Raw genomic sequence first — 19150 nt, forward strand, 5'->3', positions numbered from 1 at the left:
GACGTCGCGCCTGGGTCCGATCCGCTGAATCGAACCCTTCCCGGCTGGCGCCGGGAATTGGCGCTAGCCCTTCACCGCCCCCGCCGTCAGGCCGCTGACGATCTGACGCTGGAAGAACAGGATCAGCACGAAGAGCGGCGCGGTGATGCTGACCACGGCCGCCACGGCGAACATGACGTTCCCCGCCTCGAAGGTGGAGCCCAGGAACGACACGATGCGGGGCACCATGGTCTGGTTCTCGCGGCTCAGCAGCAGGGCGGTCACCGTGAAGTCGTTGTAGGCGAGGAGGAAGCTGAACAGGCCCGTCGTGATGACGCCCGGCCACATCACCGGAACGATCACGCGCCAGAACGCCTCGAACCGGTTGCAGCCGTCGACCATGGCCGATTCGTCCAGATCCTTGGGGATCTGCAGGAAGAAGCTGTGCAGCATCCACAAGGTGAAGGGCTGGTTGATGGCCACCAGCACGATGATCGTGGTCGGCAGGTGCCCCCAAAGGTTCCATTCGAAGAACGGCAGCAGATAGCCCGACACCAGCGTGATGTGGGGCATCGCGCGGAACACCAGGGCGATCATCAGAAGCCAGAACGCGTAGCGGAACCCCGACCGCGCCAACGCATAGCCCCCCAGCGTGCCCAAGGTCAGGCTGATGACCACGGTCGAGGTCACGACGATGGCGGTGTTCATGGCGTTGCGCCAGAAGTCCTGGTCAATCCAGGCGCCGGAATAGCCGTTGGTCGTGAAGGGACCGCCCGTCTCGATGGTGGTGCGGGTTCCGTTCAGCGCGTTGGTCCAATCGGTGCGGCTGAAGAAGTCGCTCTCGACCTTGAAGGACCCCCATAGGGTCCACAGGAACGGGAAGGAGGCCACGACCACCCACAGCAGGACCAGCACGGAGGACACGACCACCAGGCCCGTGGATCGTCTCTGCGACGTGACGTCGGCGCTCATGTCAGTGCCCCCCCTTCGTGGTGAAGTCCCGCCATGTGCGCAGCAGCACGGGGGTCAGCAGGATCACGACGCCCAGGATCGTCAGCACGCTGGTCGCCGCGGCGGAGTTGAACAGCGTGATCTCGCCCCGCAGATCGTTGTAGATGTTGTAGCTCAGCGACGGGGCGACCGCGCCGGCGTTGAAGCTGACGATGGGCTCGAAGACGCGGAAGTTGTCCATCAGCTGGATCAGCGCGATGAACACGGTCAGCGGCGCCAGATGCGGGATGACCACGTAGCGGATCCGCTCCCACCGGGACGCGCCATCGACCATCGCGGCTTCCAACGGTTCCTGCGGAACGGTCTGGAGCCCTGCGTAGTAGACGATGAAGGCGAAGGGGGCCGAGGACCAGACCCCGTAGATGTAGAGCGTGATCCATGTCAGCGGGGCGGACGCCCGCAGCGAAAGGGTCGGATCGCCCGTGATCGCCTGCAGGGCCGATCCCAGGATGCCGTTCTGCTCCATCATCCAGTACAGGACCAGCGCGCCGACCACCGGAGTCACGATCATCGGCAGCAGCGACACGAAGATCGTGGGGCCCTTGAAGACCTTGGGCAACCCGTTGACCCCCAGCGCGATGGCCAGGCCCAACACGATGGTCAGCGGCGTGACGATGGCGACGTAGGACAGGGTGAAGATCAGCGCGCGGTAGAAGGGCAGGTTCATCAGCCGGGACACGAAGTCGCCGAGCCCGGTCGAGGCGGCCCAGATCGCTCCGACCTCGTCGGCGGCGAGATGGGCGCGGTCGGTGTAGACCGACAGGCCCGCGAACCGGCCCAGCGGCTCCGCCTCGCGCAGGGCGCGCGTGGCGTCCTGGTCGATGGTCGTCTCCTCCGTGCAGCCGAAGGGGCCGCAGTTCTCCGACACGACCACGACCTGCTCGTGCTCGACGTAGAGCGACTGGAACACGACCGACACGATGGGGACGAAGATGAACAGGGTCATCGCCACCAGCGAGGGCAGGATGAACCAGAAGAACGTGCGATGCGGCATCAGGCGCCCCCCGTTTGTCCGATGGGCGGCCCGGCATCGCGCCGGATCGCCCCGCATCGGGCGGGCGGGCGCGGCCCCCCGGCCGCCCCCGCCCGGACGGCCGTCAGTTCACGAAGCCCTGCTCGCGCGCGGCGGTCGTGTAGGCCGCCTCGACGTCGGCCAGCGCCTGCTCCGCCGATTCGCGGCCCTGCATGAAGTCGGACAGCTCGTTGCCCAGCGCCGTGTGCAGCAGGCCGGCATAGGGCAGCATCGGGTAGGGGATCGCCCCGCCCTGCGCCGACGCGGCCACGCCGGCGGCGGCGGGCGTGGGCTGGTAGCCCTCGATCAGCCAGACCGCGGCCTCCTCGTTGCCCTCCATCACCTCGGGCTGGATGCCGTGGACCATCGCCTGGAAGGACGCGGCCGCGTCCTCGTCGCTGATGTTGCGCGCGATGGTGAACCCGTCCCACCACAGCGTCGTCGCGGGGATCGAGCCGCCGTCGACCGTGGGCGCCGCGGCGAGGACGGTGTTGGACGTCACCTCCTCCGTGGAGCCCTCGTCGTCCAGGATGCCGCCCCCGCGGGAGCCCCACATCATCGCCAGCGCGGCGTCGCCCGCTTCCCAGATGGCGCCGGTCGCGTTCGAATCGTAGGTCAGGAAGTCGGGGTTCGACAGCTCGGCCAGCGCCTTGAGCGTCTCGAGCGCCTTGACGCCCGTCTCGTTGTTGATCGCGACCTGGGCGGTGCCCGGCTCGAAGAACGAGCCGCCCAGCCCCAGGTACATGTTGTTGAACTCCTGCCCCAGGTTCCAACCCGTCATCGTGTTGGAGATGTAGGGGTGATCCATGATGCCCTGGTCGCGGATGGCCTGACCGGCGGCGATGACCTCCTCCCAGGTGGTCGGGACCTCCAGGCCGGCCTGCTCCAGGATGTCCTCGCGGTAGAACAGGTGCTGCGCGTTCGCCATGAACCCGATGGCCATCACCTGCCCGCCGACGGAGATCTGCTGCGTCGGGAGCAGGTCCTGGCCGTATTCGGCGATCAGGTCGTCCAGGGGCCGGATTAGGTCGTCGTTCAGCAGCGGCACGATGGACGAGTTCGCCACGATCGCCACGGTGTATTGCGCGGGGTCGGCCGTCAGCGCCGCGACCTGAAGCTCCTTGTGCTCCGTGGTCAGGTTGGCCGACATGTCGCCCGAGGTTGTGCATTCCATCGCGCGGTCGACGACGGCCTGGATGGCCCCGAACTCGTTGCCCAGGATGCGGACGTTGCCCTCGCCCAGGTCGCAGCCGTGGGCATCGGCCCAGGCGGCACCGGCCAAGAGCGTGGCGGCGCCAGCCAGAAGGGCGGTCTTGGTGATCGTCATGGTTCTCTCCCCTGTCGTTGCGGCCCCGCGTGGGGACCCCCGATCCCTTGCGTATCGGCCGGGGGGGATTAACGGGGCTCCGGGGCCGGATTGCAAGGGGTTTGGTGGCCCGACGTCCGCCGCCGTCACCAATGCGGGGGCCGTTCGTCCCCCAGCGTCACGCCGCCCGATCCCGCCTGTTCCGCCTCCGCGGCGCGCTGCAGCAGTGCGGCGACCCGCCGTTCCAGCGCGGCGATCCGGCCCGCCTGGTCAGCCACGACCTCGGACAGGTCGTCGGCGATCCGCTCCAGATGGGCGATGCGCTCCTGATCGGGGTCCATGGGCCTCTCCGTCGGTTGCGGCCCGGGGGCGGGCGGCGTTATGGGGCGTTCCGACCAGGATAGGTGGGACATGGCGAAGAAAGACAAGGTCCGCCGGCCGCGCGCCGACACCCCCCGGGGCTTCCGCGACTACTTCGGCGCCGACGTCACCGCCCGCGCCGCCATGCTGGGGAAGATCGCCGCCGTGTACCACCGCTACGGCTTCGACGCACTGGAAACGTCGGCTGTGGAGACGGTGGAGGCGCTGGGCTCCTTCCTGCCCGACGTGGACCGCCCCAACGCGGGCGTCTTCGCGTGGCAGGAAGGGGGCGAGGGCGAAGAGGCCAAGCCCGGCGACTGGCTGGCGTTGCGATACGACATGACGGCGCCCCTGGCCCGCGTGTACGCACAGCACCGCAACGACCTGCCCACGCCGTACCGGCGCTATGCGATGGGCCCCGTCTGGCGCAACGAGAAGCCCGGCCCGGGGCGGTTCCGCCAGTTCTACCAATGCGACGCCGACACGGTGGGCACGGCGAGCGTGGCAGCGGACGCAGAGATGGCCGCGATGCTGTGTGACGTCCTGGAGGCCGTGGGGATCGACCGTGGCGATTACGTCGTGCGGATCAACAACCGCAAGGTGCTGAACGGCGTGATGGAGAATGCGGGTTTGGTCGAAAATGAGGAAGCTTGGGGAGTAGTCCTTAGAGCAATCGACAAGGTCGACCGCCTGGGAAAACACGGAATCAAAGAGTTGTTCGGCTCCGGGCGAACAGATGAAAGTGGTGATTTCACAAAGGGTGCAAACCTGAGCCGGGATCAAACGACTACTATTATCAAGTTCGTCGAGACCAATGAGCAGGTCGCATCGGTTCTCCGCAACATCGAGGAGACCAAGGAGTGGGACGATGTCGTCAGCGAAGCTAACGGAACTGATCTAGGACGCACCTACGAAACAGCTAACGGGGTGAGACTCCGACTGAATAGTCGCGGCCACGCATCCAAGCGGAACTGGGCGACACTTCAATATCTACAAGCCATTGCAGAAGACTCGTCCGATGCAGCCGAAGGCGTGACAGAACTTCGCATGATGGCCGACCTCCTCGCCGCCCAAGGCTACGGCCCCGACCGCATCGTCATCGACCCCTCCGTCGTGCGCGGCCTCGGCTACTACACCGGCCCCGTCGTGGAAGCCGAACTGACCTTCGAGATCACCGACGACAAGGGACGCCCCCAGCGGTTCGGCTCCGTCGCGGGCGGGGGCCGCTACGACGACCTCGTGACGCGGTTCACCGGCCAGGCCGTGCCCGCCACCGGCATCTCCATCGGCGTGGACCGCCTGCTGGCCGCCCTGCGCCTGAAGGAGGCCGAACGCGCGCGAGCGGCGGGTGCCACCGCGACGCGCCTAGACGGCCCCGTCGTCGTCACCGTTATGGACCGCGACCGCATGGCCGACTACCAGTCCATCTGCGCCGCGCTGCGGGACGCCGGCATCCGGGCGGAGGTCTATCTGGGCAATCCGAAAAACTTCGGCAACCAGCTGAAGTACGCCGACCGCCGCAACAGCCCGGCCGCGATCATCCAAGGCAGCGACGAGGCCGCGCGCAGCGTCGTCCAGGTCAAGGACCTGGCCCTGGGCGCGAAGATCGCCGAAGGCGCCAGTCTGGACGAGTGGAAGTCGCACGAGGCGCAGAAGACCGTAACCATACGAGACCCGAAGACGGGTAAAGCCGATTTCACCAAGTTGATCGACACGATTTGGGCGATCACCGAACGATGACCGCCGCAGAAGGGACGTCCCGCCCGGCGGCACGCCGGGCTGCCCCCGCCCGCCCCGTCACGCCGGAGGCGTGCTTGCAGCACGACGGCGGGGGCTTTGCCCCCACCTCGGTCGGGGGCCGCCCTCCGAGCGTGGCAGGACCATGATCCCCCCCGCCACCCGCACGCGGGCCATCGCCCTGCTGGACCGCTTCGCCGCCACGGGCGCGCAGGTCGTCCAACCCCCCATCCTCGTCCCCGCAGGACCGCTCCTGGATCTCTACGGTGAGGACATCCGCGCGCGTGCCTTCGTCACCCAGGACCCCCTGCGGGGCGAAGCGATGCTGCGGCCCGACTTCACCGTCGCCATCGCCCAGGCCCACTTGGACGCGGCCGATGGCCCCGCCGCCTATGCCTATCTGGGCGAGGTGTTCCGGCGGCAGGAGGACGATCCCGACCGGCCGCGCGAATACCTGCAGGTCGGCCTGGAACGGCTTGGCGACGCCGACCGCGCCGCGGCGGATGCGGACGTCCTCGCCTCCATCGCGGCGGCGCTGCGCGATGCGGACACGGCCCCCGCCACGGGCGACCTGGGCCTCCTGATCGCGGCGGTGGACACGCTGGACACCACGCCCCGCCGCCGCGCGGCCCTGCGCCGCCACATCTGGCGGCCCATGCGCTTCCGCCGGCTGCTGGACCGCTTCGGCACCGCCGTCGTCCCCCGCCCGACACCCGCCACGACGGCCCCCCTGGTCGGTCTGCGCGGCGCGGCCGAGATCGCGGCCCGCCACGACGCGCTGGCGCAGGACGCCGCGACGCCCCCGCTGCCGGGACAGCAGGTCCAGGCGTTGCAGGCCCTGCTGGATCTGTCGCTGCCGATGGATGCCGCCGCGGACCGCTTGGCCGCCCTGACCGCGGCGCTGCCGGGCCTGCTCCCTGCGGTGGAACGGTTCGACGCCCGCCGCCGCGCCCTCGCGGCCCGGGGCATCGACACCGCCGCCCTGCCCTTCGCCCCCGCCCGCGGGCGCAGCGCCATGGAGTACTACGACGGGTTCACCTTCACCTTCGCCCGCCGCGACGGCGGCGTGGTCGCCACCGGGGGCCGGTACGACGCGCTGACCACGGCCCTCGGCGGGGGCCACGGCGTGCCCGCCGTGGGGGGCGTGATTCGACCGGGGATGCTGCCGTGATCCGTTTGGGCGTGCCGTCCAAGGGGCGGTTGATGGACAAGACCTTCGACTGGTTCGCCGACCGCGGCCTGACGTTGTCGCGCACCGGATCGGACCGCGAATACGCGGGCGCCGTGGACGGGGCCGACATGGCCCTCGTCCTGCTTTCGGCCTCCGAGATCCCGCGCGAGCTGGCCGCCGGGCGCCTGCACCTGGGCGTGACCGGCTCGGACCTGGTGCGCGAAGGTGTCGTCAACTGGGACAGCCGCTTGGACGTCGTGGCGCGGATGGGCTTCGGACAGGCCGACCTCGTGCTGGCCGTGCCCGCCGCCTGGACCGACTGCGACACGCTGGACGACCTCGACGCCGTGGCGGCCGCCTTCCGCGCGGAACACGGCCACCGGTTGCGCATCGCCACGAAGTATCACCGCCAGGTCCGCGACTTCCTGCGCGCCGCCCAGGTCGCCGATTATGCGTTGGTGGACAGCCAGGGCGCGACGGAGGGCACCGTGCTGAACCGCACCGCGGAGGCCATCGCCGACATCACCTCGACCGGCGAGACCCTGCGCGCCAACCACCTGAAGGTCCTGTCCGATGGGCTGATCCACGCCAGCCAGGCCACCCTGTGGCGGTCGAAGACGGCCGGTTGGTCGGAGGCGGAGCAGGCCGAGATGAGGCGTCTGGCCGACCGCCTGGCGTCCTGACCCGGCGGGGGGAGGGTCAGCGCCGCTCCACGTCGCGCAGGCGAGGCTCGTGGACGCGGGTGCGGATCAGGACCGCCGCCGCCGCGCCCGCCAGGAACCCGAAGAGGTGCGCCTCCCAGGACACGCCGGCCCGACCGGGCAGGACGCCCCAGATCAGCGCGCCATAGAGGACGCCGACCAGGGCCGCAGCCCCCAGCGTCACGGCGGACCGGTCTACCAGCCCCCGCGCGACGAGGAACCCGAACCAGCCGAACACCAGCCCCGACGCGCCGACATGCACCGCCGGGGTGCCGAACAGCCAGACCAGTGCGCCGCCCGCGCCGACGATGACCGCGTTCACCGCGATCAACGCGCGCGTGGCCGTCGCCGCCAGCAGCCCGCCCATCACCAGGAGCGGCGCGGTGTTCGACATCAGATGCGGGAAGCTGCCATGGAGGAACGGCATCCCCAACACGCCGTCCAGGCCACCCACCCGACGCGGGATCAGGCCGAAGGCGAAGTTCATCCAATACCCCGTGGCCCAGTTCACCGCCTGGATCACCCACAGGAGGCCGACGAAGGCCCCAAGGGCCACGAGGCGCAGCAGCAGAACGCGCGTGTGTCGGGTACCGATCATGCGCGGGACCCTAGACGGACCATGCCCGGCGGCAAGGTCCCCTGCGGCCACCGCCCAAGGAACGGGCATTCGGGCGACGGGTCCCCCGATTCCGGTCAGCGGCACCGCGAATCCGCTTGGGGCTCCCCCCGCGGTCAGCCTAGGGTCGCGCGGAAGGGGGACGCGGGGGCCATGTTCGACACGATCGTCAGGAACGCGCGTCTGCCGGACGGCAGGGCGGGCGTGGACGTCGCCTGCCGCGACGGGCGCATCGTCCGCATCGCCCCGGCCATCGAAGGCGACAGCGGCACCGTCGTCGACGCGGGCGGTCACCTGGTCGCGCCGCCCTTCGTGGACCCACACTTCCACATGGACGCCACCCTATCGCTCGGCCTGCCGCGGCTGAACGTGTCGGGCACCCTGTTGGAAGGCATCGCGCTGTGGGGCGAGTTGAAGCCCCGGCTCACTGCCGACGCCGTGATCGAACGGGCCCTGCGCTATTGCGATCTGGCCGTTGCGCAGGGCCTGTTGGCGATCCGGAGCCACGTCGACGTCTCCACCGCCCCCCTGGTGGGGGTGGAGGCCCTGCTGGAGGTGCGCCGCCGCGTCGCGCCCCATATCGACCTGCAGCTGGTGGCCTTTCCGCAGGACGGCCTGTTCCGCGCTCCGGAAGCGGAGGCGAACCTGATCCGCGCGCTGGACATGGGCGTGGACGTCGTGGGCGGCATCCCCCATTTCGAACGGACCATGGCCGACGGCGCGGCGTCCGTCGTCCGCTTGTGCGAGATCGCGGCAGACCGGGGGCTGCCCGTGGACCTGCACTGCGACGAGACCGACGACCCCCTGTCCCGCCACGTCGAGACCCTGGCCGCGGAAACGACCCGCCTGGGCCTAGGGAGCCGCGTCGTCGCCAGCCATGTCACGGCGATGCATTCATACGACAACTACTATGCAACGAAGCTGATCCCCCTGATCGCGGAATCGGGGATGCACGTGGTCCCCAACCCGCTGATCAACATCACGCTGCAGGGCCGGTCCGACACCTATCCGCGCCGGCGCGGCCTGACCCGCGTGGCGGAACTGCGCGCCGCCGGCGTCAACGTGGCGTTCGGGCAGGATTGCACGATGGATCCGTGGTATCCGCTCGGCGGCGCTGACATGCTGGACGTGGCCCACATGGCGGTCCATGCCGTGCCCATGACCTCGCGCGAGGCGATGGAATGGGCGTTCCACAGCGTCACGCTGGGGGGCGCGGCGGCGATGGGCCTGCCGGATCCGACGCTGCGCGAAGGGGGGCCCGCGTCGATGGTCGTCCTGCAGGCCCGCGACCCGATCGAGGCCGTGCGCCTGCGCGCCACCCGCCTGGCCGTGATCCGCGACGGGCGGATCCTGTCTCGCACGCCGCCCCGCATCGCGGCCCTGTCCCTGCCGGACCGCCCCGGCACCCTGGACCCCGCCACCTATTCCCCACCCACAGGAGAGACGACATGACCACCCGCCGCACGCTGCTGACCACGGGCGCCGCCGCCCTGGCCCTGCCCGCCCTGATCCGTCCGGCCCGCGCGCAGGACGCCGCCCGCGTCGCCTGCGTCCATGCCAGCCCGGTCGAGAACGCATGGAACAGCCGCATCCACCTGGCGATGCAGCAGGCCGACGCGGCCGGGACCATCGCCTACGAGTTCTCCGAAGGGGTCGCGGCGACCGACTATCCCCGCGCGATGCGGGAATACGCGGAGGCGGGCGTCGACTTGGTCTGGGGCGAGGCCTATGCCGTCGAGCGCGAGGCGCGGGAGGTCGCGGCCGACTATCCCGATACCGCCTTCCTGATGGGGTCTTCGGGCGGACCGGCAGGCGACAACTTCGGCGTCTTCGGCACCCGCAACCACGAGGCGGCGTACCTGGCCGGGATGCTGGCCGCGCCCCTGTCCGAGACGGGGACGTTCGGATCGGTCGGCGGCTATCCGATCCCGGAGGTCAACCTGCTCATCAACGCCTTCCGCGCGGGCGTGCGCGAGGTGCGCCCCGACGCGACCTTCCTGAACGGCTTCATCGGCGCCTGGTTCGACCCCGCGCGCGCGCAGGAGATGGCCATCGCGCAGATCGACGGGGGGGCCGACATCCTGTTCGGGGAGCGGATCGGAACGGCGGACGGCGCGCAGGCCCGCGGCGTGAAGGCCATCGGCTCGCTGATCGACTATACCCCCCGCTATCCCGAAACGGTGTTCGCCAACGCGATCTGGAACTTCGGCCCGACCATCGACGCCATCCTCTCGGACATCCGGAGCGGAACCCCCGTGGGCCGGGACTATACGGAATATTCCTTCATGGCCCATGGCGGCAACGAACTGGCCTTCGTCGAGGCGATGGTCCCCGCGGACGCCATCCCCGCGATGGAGGAACGCCGCGCGGCCATCCGGTCCGGCGCCTTCACCGTCCCGATCGAGGCCGATGAACCCGCCTGACGCGACCGGACATGCCGCCGCCATCGCGATCGGGCGCATGACCCCCCGCGCCGCCGCCGATGCCGCCCGGGCCGCCTGCGGCGGCGACCCGGCCGTGGTGCGCCTGCTGCCGCGCGACGACGTCCTGGCGGCGGCGGACGCGGCTCCGGCCGGACCCCTGCGCGGCGTGCCGGTGCTGGCCAAGGACCTGGGATCGGCGGCACGCGGCCTGGCGCCTGCCGCCGGATGCGACGCGATGCGCGCCGCCACGTCGGATCCAGACGAGGATTCGGCTTGGTTCGCCCGCCTGCGTGCCGCGGGCGCGGTGCCCATCGGGCTGTCAGCGGTGCCGCCCTTCGGCTTCGCCCTGACCACCGACCCCGTGCCAAACCCGTTCGACGACGCCCGGAGCCCCGGCGGCTCGTCGGGTGGGGCCGCCAGCGCCGTGGCGCGGGGGCTGGTCCCGCTGGCTCATGCGACCGACGCCGCGGGTTCGATCCGCGTACCGGCCGCGTGCTGCGGCCTGTGGGGGCTGAAGGCGTCGCGCGGGGCGCTGGTGCGCGGGCCTCGCTTCGACAACCACCTGATGGGGCTGGCAGGTGACGGGGTGGTGGCCCGCAGCCTGCGCGACGTGGCCCTCGTCCACGCCCTGACCGCGTCGGACGCGCCGGTTCGGCCCCTGCCCGGACGTGTCCGCGTCGGAATGGCCCTGCCGGACCGCGCGGACGACGCGGGGCGGGACGCCGTGCGTGCGGTCGCGGACCGGTTCGCCGCCGCGGGCTGTTCCGTCTCGCCCGTTCCGGCCCCCGACGATCTTGGCGCAAAGTGCCACGCGGTCGCGGGCGACGTGCTCTGCGTGTCGCTGGCCGAATGGCTGGACGCCACCTGGGTGGCGGACGTGCCGCCCCTGATCGCCGCGGCCGCCGACCGGGGCCGCGCCCTGTCCGGGCCCGAAGTCTTCGCCCTGACGCGCGAGGTGGCCTGCCTGACCCACGCCGCGGGAGCGTCGTTCGATGCCTGCGACGTCCTGCTGATGCCCGTGCTGTCCGGCCCCCCGCCCCGCCCGGGGCATTTCGACTTCGCTGCGACCGACGTGGATGCCCATCTGGCCGCCATGGAGGCGGTGGCCCCAAACGCCGCGGTGGCCAACGTCTGCGGACTGCCCGCCCTTGCGATGCCCGCGGGGCGGCGTGACGGCCTTCCGGTCGGCGTTCAGGTCCTGGCCCCCGCGGGGACGGACGCCACGCTCCTGTCGCTCGCCGCCCGGATCGCCGCATGACGGAGGTCCTGGCGCTGGAGGGCATCACGAAGCGGTTCGGCCCCATCGCGGCGAACGAGGACGTGACCCTGCATCTGGACCGCGGCGAGGTGCTGGCCCTGTTGGGCGAGAACGGGGCCGGGAAGACCACCTTGATGAACATCCTCTTCGGCCACTACGCCGCCGATGCGGGAGAGGTCCGCGTCATGGGCCGTCCGTTGCCCCCCGGACGGCCGCGCGCCGCGATCGATGCGGGCGTGGGCATGGTCCACCAGCACTTCGCCCTGGCGGCGAACCTGACCGTCCTGGACAACGTCGTCCTGGGATCGGAATCCCTTTGGCGCCCCCGGTCCGACCGCACGGCCGCGCGGGCCAGGCTGCTGGACCTGTCGGACCGCTTCGGCCTGCCGGTGGACCCCGACGCGAGGGTAGCGCGCCTGTCGGTGGGCGAACGCCAGCGGGTCGAGATCCTCAAGGCGCTCTACCGCGATGCCCGCATCCTGATCCTGGACGAGCCGACCGCCGTGCTGGCCCGGCCGGAGGCCGCGCGGTTGTTCGAAACGCTGCGTGGCATGGCGCGGGGCGGCCTGTCGGTCGTGTTCATCAGCCACAAGCTGCACGAGGTCATGGCGGGCGCCGACCGGGTCGCGGTCCTGCGCGGGGGCCGCAAGGTGGCGGAACGCGCCACCGCCGACACCACGCCCGCGGAGCTGGCCGAACTGATGGTGGGCCGCCGGGTCGAGCGTCCCGTCCGACGCGGCCGCCGGCCGGGCGCGCCGATGCTCGTCGCGCGGGACGTGCGGACCGACGGGCTGGACGGCGTGTCGCTGACGATCCGGTCGGGCGAGATCCTGGGCATCGTCGGCGTCTCGGGCAACGGGCAGGCGGCCCTGGGGGCGCTGCTGTCGGGCCTGTCGCCGCCCCGGCATGGCACCGTGACCCTGGACGGGCGCGACGTGACCCGCCACGGCCCGCGCGACATGATCCGCGCGGGCGCCGCTCGCATCCCCGAGGACCGCAACGCCGAAGGCGTCATAGGCGAGATGACCGTGTGGGAGAACGCCGTCCTGGAACGGCTGGCCGACTTCTCCGTCGGGGGGTTCGTGCGGCAGCGCACGGCGCGGCGTCATGCCGACGCGCTGATCGAACGGTTCGACCTGCGCGGGGCCGCCTCCGGGACGCGCACGCGGCTTTTGTCGGGGGGGAACATCCAGAAGCTGATCGTCGGGCGCGGCCTGACCACGGATCCGCGCTTCCTGCTGGCGGCGCAGCCGACCCGCGGCCTGGACGAGGGCGCCATCGCGGCCGTCCACGCCGCCCTGCTGGCGGCCCGCGACGCGGGTGCGGCCATCCTGCTGATCACCGAGGAGCTGGACGAGGCGCTGGCCCTGGCCGACCGGATGCAGGCCATCGTGAAGGGCCGCCTGTCCGATCCCGTCGCGGCTCGCGACGCCGATGCGGGGCGACTGGGTTTGATGATGGCGGGGGACTGGGATGCGGTTTGAGCGACGCGCCCACGTCCCCCTGCACCTCGCGGTCGCGGCCCCCCTCGGCGCGGTCGCGGCCGCGCTGGTCCTGGCCGCGGGCCTGATCGGCGCGGCGGGCGTCGGTCCGCTCGACGCCTATGCGGCCATGCTGCGCGGCGCGCTCGGGTCGCGACTGGCCGTGACCGAGATGCTGACCCGCGCCACGCCCCTGATCCTGACCGGGCTGGCTGCGGCGACGGCCTTCCGCGCGCGGTTGTGGAACATCGGAGGGGAAGGGCAATTCTATCTCGGGGCGCTGACGACGGCCTGGATCGGCCACGCCCTTCCCCTGCCCGGACCCGTGGGCGTGCCCGTGCTGATGCTGTGCGGCATGGCCGCGGGCGCGGCCCTGCTGGCGGGTCCCGCGTTCCTGCGCCTGCGCTTCGGCGTGGACGAGGTGGTGACGACGCTTCTGCTGAACTTCGTCGTGATCCTGTTCGTCGGCATGATGATCGAAGGCCCCCTGCGCGACCCTCTCGCCTTCGGCTGGCCGCAATCGGTCCCCGTCGACGGCGCGTTCCGCCTGCCCGATCTCGTCCCGCGCACCCGTCTGCACCTCGGGCTGTTGGTCGCGGTCGCCACGGCCGGCGTCGTCTGGCTGGTCCTGGCGCGCACGACCTGGGGGCTGGAAGCACGCGCCGCGGGCCTGAACCCGCGGGCCGCCGCCTTCGCGGGCGTGTCCCTGCCCGCCACGATCATGGGCGTGGCCTGCCTGTCGGGCGGGCTGGCGGGGCTGGCCGGGGCGATCGAGGTCATGGGCGTCACGGGCGGCGTCACCACCACCATGTCGCCGGGCTTCGGATATGCCGGCATCGTCGTCGCGATGCTGGCCGCGCTCCACCCGGCGGGCGTGGTCGCCGCGGCGGTGTTCGTGGCGACCGTGTTCGTGGGCGCGGACGCCATGGGTCGCGCGACGGGCGTGCCGTCCTTCATCGCGGACGTCATCGTCGCGCTGTCGTTGCTGACGATGCTGGTGGCGCTGCTGTTCACGACCCATAGGGTCCGGCGATGATCGACGCGCTCGACCTGTTGACCAACGCGTCGCTGTGGGCCGCGGTCCTGCGCATCGCCACGCCGCTGATCTTCGGCGTGCTGGGCGCGCTTCTCTGCGAGCGGGCGGGCGTGCTGAACCTCGGGATCGAGGGGATCATGACGATGGGGGCCATGGCGGGCTGGCTGACGGTCCACGGGGGCGGCGACCTTTGGGCCGGCCTTGCGGTGGCCGCGGTGTCGGGTGCGCTGATGGGCCTGATCCATGCGATGCTGACCGTGCCCCTGGGCCTGTCGCAGCACGTGTCGGGGCTGGGGATCACGCTGTTCGCGTCCGCACTGGCCTACTACCTCTACCGCCTGATCGTGACCGTGGGCGAAAGCCCCCCCACCATAGAACCCTTCCGCCCCCTGGACCTGGGTCCGCTGTCCGACGTGCCGTTCCTGGGCCAGGTCCTGTTCGCGCAGACCGCGCCCACCTATCTCGCGCTGGCGACGGCGCTGCTGCTGGCCTGGGGCCTGGCCCGCACGCCGCTGGGCCTGGCCATCCGCATGACCGGCGAGAACCCCCACGCGGTCGAGGCGCAGGGCCTGGACCCGATCGCCATCCGCATCGGCGCGGTCGTGGCCGGATCCGCTCTGATGGGCGTGGGCGGGGCGTTCCTGACCATGGCGGCCTTCAACTCGTTCTTTCCCGAGATGGTGCAGGGCCGCGGGTGGATCTGCATCGCCCTCGTCGTCTTCGCCTCCTGGCGACCGGGCAAGGCGCTTCTCGGGGCGCTGCTGTTCGCGTTCTTCGACGCCTACCAGCTTCGCCTGCAGACGGCGGTCGAGGGGGTTCCCTATCAGGTCTTCCTGATGGCGCCCTACCTGCTGTCCATCGCCGCCCTGATCCTCGTCGCCCGCCGCGCGGAGGTGCCGGAGGCCCTGATGACCCCCTATCGCCGCGGCGAACGGTGACGCCTCCAACCCGTTGACGTGGAATAACTCTGGCCGCCCGAAGCGCCGTCGCTATGTCCCACCGCAGCATCAAAGCGAACGGCAAGGGAGCCGCCCCATGCGCGCCGTCACCTATCACGGGACCGGAGACTTCCGCGTCGACACCCATCCCGACCCTGGCATCGAGCATCCGCGCGATGCGGTGATCCGGGTCACGTCCACCGCGATCTGCGGCAGCGACCTGCACATGTTCGACGGCTTCATCCCGGAGATGCGCAAGGGCGACATCATCGGACACGAGTTCATGGGCATCGTGGAGGATGTCGGACCGGACGCCGCGGCGAACGGCGACCTGAAGAAGGGCGATCGTATCCTCATCCCCTTCACCATCGCCTGCGGTTCCTGCCTGTGGTGCCGCAACGAGGAATACTCGCTCTGCGACGAATCCAACCGCGACGCGGAGAAGCTGGCCACGCTGAACGGTCAGGCCTCCGCCGGGCTCTTCGGCTATTCCCACCTCTATGGCGGCTACGACGGGGGGCAGGCGGAATACGTCCGCGTGCCCTTCGCCGATACCACGCACATGAAGGTCCCCGACGGCATGTCGGACGAGCAGGTCCTGTTCCTGACCGACATCTTCCCCACCGGTTGGCAGGCCGCCGTGAACGCGGAGGTCGGCTCCGGCGACACGGTCGCCATCTGGGGCGCAGGCCCCGTGGGTCTGTTCGCGCTGAAGTCGTGCCTGCTCCTGGGGGCCGATCGCGTCTTCGTCATCGACGACGTTCCCGAACGGCTGGCCTTGGCCGCCCAGCACGGGGGCATTCCCATCGACCGGTCGCAGATCAAGCCCTACGACGCGCTGATGGACGCCACGCAGGGCCGCCTGCCGGGCAAGGTCATCGATGCCGTCGGCCTGGAAGCGCACGGCGCGGGCGTCATCGACACGGTCCACGACCGGGTCAAGACAGCGACGATGCAGATGACCGACCGGGCGCACGCGCTGCGCGAGGCGATCCTGTGCTGCTCGAAGGGCGGGATCGTCAGCCTGCCCGGGGTCTATGCGGGGATCGTGGACAAGTTTCCCATCGGCGCGGCCTTCGGCAAGGCGCTGACCTTCCGCATGGGGCAGACGCACGTGCTGCAGCACACCGACGTCCTCCTGGACCACATCCGCGAAGGGCGGATCGATCCCACGTTCCTGATCACCCATCGCGGTCGCCTGGCCGACGCGCCCGACCTGTACGAGACGTTCCGGGACAAGAAGGACGATTGCATCAAGGTGGTGCTGACGCCGTGAGACCGGCATCGGCACCATCGGCGGACCCGCGCCGTGGATCTCCCCGCCATCGGGACCCTCGGGCCACGCCCGGGGAGAATGGGTGATCCGCCCGTGTTCGTCTTCTTCTCCAACAGGCTCGGATGCCTGGGGTCCATCCTCGTCAGCCTGTTGCTGACGGGCGGCCTGCTTCTCTTCCTCGGCATCCTTTGACGAAGGCTTCGACATGACCGACTTCCGCCCCCTCTCCGATCAGGTCGTGCTCCTGACGGGTGCCACGTCCGGCATCGGCCTCGCCACGGCGCGCCTGCTAGCCGGTCGCGGTGCCAAGCTGATCCTCGTCGCGCGCGGCGCGGGCGATCTGGATCGGCTGGCCGCCGAGTTGCCCAGCGCCATCGCGGCCCCCGCCGACGTGACCGACCGCGACGCGCTGCGCGCCGCGGCGCAGACGGGCCTTGATCGCTGGGGGCGCATCGACACGTGGATCAACGATGCGGGCGTCGCGATCTACGGGACCGTCGAGCAGGTGCCCCTGGATGACCAGCGCCGCCTGTTCGAGACGAACTATTGGGGCGCGCTTCACGGCATGCTGGAGGCGGTGGCCCTGCACCGCCGCGGCCTGTGCCGCAAGATCGTCACGGTCGGCAGTCAACTGTCCGACCGCGCGATGATCCTGCAGGGGCCGTATTCGGCGTCGAAGCACGCGCTGAAGGCCGTTACCGACGCCCTGCGCATGGAGTGCCGGGAGGACGGTCTCGACCTGTCGATCACCCTGATCAAGCCCGGCTCGGTCGATACCCCATACATGGAGCATGCGCGCGACTTCACGGGTGCTGCGGGAACGAAGAACCCGCCCCGCGCCTATGCGCCGGAGGTCGTGGCCGATGCGATCGCCCATGCCTGCACGCGCGACGCGCGCGACCTGGACGTGGGCGGGGCGGGCTGGCTGACCGCCAAGGCGGGGCGCGTGGCCCCGCAGCTGACCGATCTGGGGATGGAGCTGCTGGGCCGGTTCCTGCAGACGTCCGACACGCCGCCGCGGGCGGGGATGCGCGACAACCTGTGGTCCAGCGCGCGGGGCCTGCGGGAACGGTCGAACCAGCCCGGCCCGCCGCCGCGCGGCGGATCCACCTTCCTCATGGCGCAGAAGCATCCCGTCGCGGCGGCGGCCCTGCTGGGCGCGGGCGCCCTGCTGCTGGCCGCGGCCCGCCCCCGCCGGTGACGTCCCCGTGATCCCCGCCGACCCGCGGGAGACGACGCCCGGCTATCGCCCGCCGGAAGCCCCGGAAGAGGACGCGTGGTGGGTCCTCGCCGCGAAGTTCGCGGTCGCCCTGACCGCCTCCGCCGGACTGTGCCGCATGCTCGGCTTGACGGGCGTGTCGACGGCGGTGATCGCGGCCAGCTTCCTCGTGGCCTCCGCCCCCGTGGCGGCGCTGCGCGCGACGGTGCTGCGCGTCCTGGCCCTGGCGATGGGCGCGGCCCTCGGGGTCGTGGGCGGGGTCCTGGGACAGGGGGCGGACGGGGTCGTGCCGGTCTGGTACTTCGTGGTCGTGGGCGGCGTCGTGGGCGTCATGGCCAGCCACAACGCGACCCTGATCTATACGGCCGCCATCGCCGCGGTGGTGGCCGGCGCCGGCGCGACGCGCACGGATCCCCTGGCGACGATCGTATGGGAAACGTCTCTGCAGCTGACCCTCGGCACCATCGTCGCCCTGGCCGTCGTTTGGCTGTTCGAAGGCGCGCGAGCGTTGCTTCGGACGGACTGACCCCACCGTCATCCCGACGCGTCGCGCGTTCCGGAACGGGGTCGCGGCGGCCCCGATGTCGGTTAGGATGGGTCCATGCCGATGTTGCCCGTCCCCGCCTTCGCGGCCGCCGTGCTGGCCTGGCTCGCGATCCGAAGCGCGTCGTCGGGCGGCCGGCCCTGGCTGACCGCGCTGCTGGCGGCCTGCGCGGCGCAATCGCTGGCCTTGGCGCTTGCGGGGGGATGGGGCGTCGGGGCCCTGCGACCCGTCCTGCCCGTCGGCGCGGCCGTCGTGCCGCCCTTGGTCTGGATCACGTTCCGCGACGCGATGATCGGACGCCTGTCCCCGCGCGCGGCCGCCCCCCATGCCGCGGCCCCCGCCTTCGCCCTCTTCGCGAGCGTCTTCGCGCCCGCGACCGTCGACGTCGTCACGGCCGGGTTGTTCGTCGGATACGGCAGCGCTGTCCTGTTGCGGTTGCGCGGTTCGGGCAACATGCCGCTCGCCCGCCTGGGATCGGGACCGTTGCCCACCGGGCTCTGGCAAACGGCGGGCTGGGCCCTCATCGCCTCCGCATTGGGGGACGCCTCGATCGCCTTCGCCCATGCCGCTGGCCGGACGGACTGGGCCGGGTGGCTGACGACGATCGCATCCTGTGCGTTCCTGCTGGTGATCGGACTGGTCGGCGTGCAGCCCGCCGCCGCGGGGGACGGGGCGGACGTGGCCTCCGCGGAGCCACTACCGGAACCGACCGTCGAGGATGCCGAGATCGTCGCCCGCCTGGACGCGCTGCTGTCGCGCGAGCCGCTGCATCTGGACCCGGGCCTGACGCTCGCACGGCTGGCCCGCCGCCTGCACTTGCCGGAAAAGCGGCTGTCGGCCGCCGTGAACCGCACGACCGGTGCCAACGTGTCGCGCCACGTGAACGGCTGGCGCGTCCGACATGCATGCGACCGGCTGGCGAACGGCGCCACGGCGACCGATGCCATGCTGGAAAGCGGGTTCAACACCAAGTCGAACTTCCACCGCGAATTCGGACGCGTCACGGGAACCACCCCGACCAGGTGGCGCGCGGACCAGGCTCGGACCGACGATCCGGCCCCGCCCTGACCTGGCCCTTCCCG

At 71.1% G+C, this 19150-nt stretch carries 18 protein-coding genes; 13 read left to right on the top strand and 5 right to left on the bottom strand.

Annotation, left to right across the window (positions count from 1 at the left end):
• Window positions 1–63 precede the first annotated feature (63 nt).
• The 4 genes from P0084_RS06430 to P0084_RS06445 form a co-directional block, all read right to left on the bottom strand.
• Window positions 64–951: a carbohydrate ABC transporter permease gene (locus P0084_RS06430; protein ID WP_308915998.1), complete on the bottom strand. Its 888-nt coding sequence runs from the start codon at window positions 949–951 to the stop codon at window positions 64–66.
• Between the two features lies 1 nt (window position 952).
• On the bottom strand, window positions 953–1984 hold the full coding sequence (locus P0084_RS06435; protein WP_308915999.1) for a carbohydrate ABC transporter permease: 1032 nt from the start codon (window positions 1982–1984) through the stop codon (window positions 953–955).
• 103 nt (window positions 1985–2087) lie between these two features.
• The gene (locus tag P0084_RS06440; RefSeq protein ID WP_308916000.1) at window positions 2088–3329 is read right to left on the bottom strand and encodes an ABC transporter substrate-binding protein; all 1242 of its coding nucleotides are present in this window, start codon (window positions 3327–3329) and stop codon (window positions 2088–2090) included.
• Between the two features lie 125 nt (window positions 3330–3454).
• Window positions 3455–3649, bottom strand: coding sequence for a SlyX family protein (locus P0084_RS06445; RefSeq protein WP_308916001.1), 195 nt, complete (start codon window positions 3647–3649; stop codon window positions 3455–3457).
• A gap of 70 nt (window positions 3650–3719) precedes the next feature.
• On the opposite strand from P0084_RS06445, the gene hisS reads away from it, so the two are divergent.
• The 3 genes from hisS to hisG all read left to right on the top strand — a co-directional run bounded on the left by hisS (window position 3720) and on the right by hisG (window position 7259).
• Window positions 3720–5408 carry a histidine--tRNA ligase gene (gene hisS, locus P0084_RS06450; protein ID WP_308916002.1) on the top strand — a complete coding sequence of 563 codons (1689 nt, stop codon included), beginning with the start codon at window positions 3720–3722 and terminating at the stop codon, window positions 5406–5408.
• 142 nt (window positions 5409–5550) lie between these two features.
• Window positions 5551–6576: an ATP phosphoribosyltransferase regulatory subunit gene (locus P0084_RS06455; protein ID WP_308916003.1), complete on the top strand. Its 1026-nt coding sequence runs from the start codon at window positions 5551–5553 to the stop codon at window positions 6574–6576.
• Window positions 6573–7259 (top strand): ATP phosphoribosyltransferase, encoded by a 687-nt coding sequence (gene hisG / locus P0084_RS06460; RefSeq protein ID WP_308916004.1) that lies wholly within the window; start codon window positions 6573–6575, stop codon window positions 7257–7259. Before P0084_RS06455 ends, hisG begins: the two co-directional genes overlap by 4 nt.
• Before the next feature lie 16 nt (window positions 7260–7275).
• Here the strand turns inward: hisG and P0084_RS06465 are convergent, their stop codons facing one another.
• Window positions 7276–7875: a rhomboid family intramembrane serine protease gene (locus P0084_RS06465; protein WP_308916005.1), complete on the bottom strand. Its 600-nt coding sequence runs from the start codon at window positions 7873–7875 to the stop codon at window positions 7276–7278.
• Between the two features lie 171 nt (window positions 7876–8046).
• On the opposite strand from P0084_RS06465, the gene P0084_RS06470 reads away from it, so the two are divergent.
• The 10 genes from P0084_RS06470 to P0084_RS06515 all read left to right on the top strand — a co-directional run bounded on the left by P0084_RS06470 (window position 8047) and on the right by P0084_RS06515 (window position 19136).
• Window positions 8047–9345, top strand: a complete 1299-nt coding sequence (locus P0084_RS06470) for an amidohydrolase family protein (protein WP_308916006.1) — start codon at window positions 8047–8049, stop codon at window positions 9343–9345.
• A complete protein-coding gene (locus P0084_RS06475) occupies window positions 9342–10316 on the top strand; it encodes a BMP family protein (protein WP_308916007.1) in 975 nt (324 codons plus the stop codon). Before P0084_RS06470 ends, P0084_RS06475 begins: the two co-directional genes overlap by 4 nt.
• The gene (locus P0084_RS06480; RefSeq protein ID WP_308916008.1) at window positions 10303–11574 is read left to right on the top strand and encodes an amidase; all 1272 of its coding nucleotides are present in this window, start codon (window positions 10303–10305) and stop codon (window positions 11572–11574) included. Before P0084_RS06475 ends, P0084_RS06480 begins: the two co-directional genes overlap by 14 nt.
• A complete protein-coding gene (locus P0084_RS06485) occupies window positions 11571–13058 on the top strand; it encodes an ABC transporter ATP-binding protein (RefSeq protein WP_308916009.1) in 1488 nt (495 codons plus the stop codon). The genes P0084_RS06480 and P0084_RS06485 overlap by 4 nt, the downstream gene beginning before the upstream one ends.
• Window positions 13048–14091 carry an ABC transporter permease gene (locus tag P0084_RS06490; protein ID WP_308916010.1) on the top strand — a complete coding sequence of 348 codons (1044 nt, stop codon included), beginning with the start codon at window positions 13048–13050 and terminating at the stop codon, window positions 14089–14091. The genes P0084_RS06485 and P0084_RS06490 overlap by 11 nt, the downstream gene beginning before the upstream one ends.
• Window positions 14088–15029 carry an ABC transporter permease gene (locus P0084_RS06495; RefSeq protein ID WP_308916011.1) on the top strand — a complete coding sequence of 314 codons (942 nt, stop codon included), beginning with the start codon at window positions 14088–14090 and terminating at the stop codon, window positions 15027–15029. The genes P0084_RS06490 and P0084_RS06495 overlap by 4 nt, the downstream gene beginning before the upstream one ends.
• A 97-nt stretch (window positions 15030–15126) precedes the next feature.
• Window positions 15127–16305: a zinc-dependent alcohol dehydrogenase gene (locus P0084_RS06500; RefSeq protein ID WP_308916012.1), complete on the top strand. Its 1179-nt coding sequence runs from the start codon at window positions 15127–15129 to the stop codon at window positions 16303–16305.
• Window positions 16306–16510: 205 nt separating this feature from the next.
• Window positions 16511–17506, top strand: a complete 996-nt coding sequence (locus tag P0084_RS06505) for an SDR family oxidoreductase (RefSeq protein WP_308916013.1) — start codon at window positions 16511–16513, stop codon at window positions 17504–17506.
• A gap of 7 nt (window positions 17507–17513) precedes the next feature.
• Window positions 17514–18050: a hypothetical protein gene (locus tag P0084_RS06510; RefSeq protein WP_308916014.1), complete on the top strand. Its 537-nt coding sequence runs from the start codon at window positions 17514–17516 to the stop codon at window positions 18048–18050.
• 75 nt (window positions 18051–18125) lie between these two features.
• On the top strand, window positions 18126–19136 hold the full coding sequence (locus P0084_RS06515) for a helix-turn-helix domain-containing protein (protein ID WP_308916015.1): 1011 nt from the start codon (window positions 18126–18128) through the stop codon (window positions 19134–19136).
• Window positions 19137–19150 lie beyond the last annotated feature (14 nt).

The organism is Jannaschia maritima (assembly GCF_030973515.1).
GTDB classification, from domain to species: domain Bacteria; phylum Pseudomonadota; class Alphaproteobacteria; order Rhodobacterales; family Rhodobacteraceae; genus Jannaschia; species Jannaschia maritima.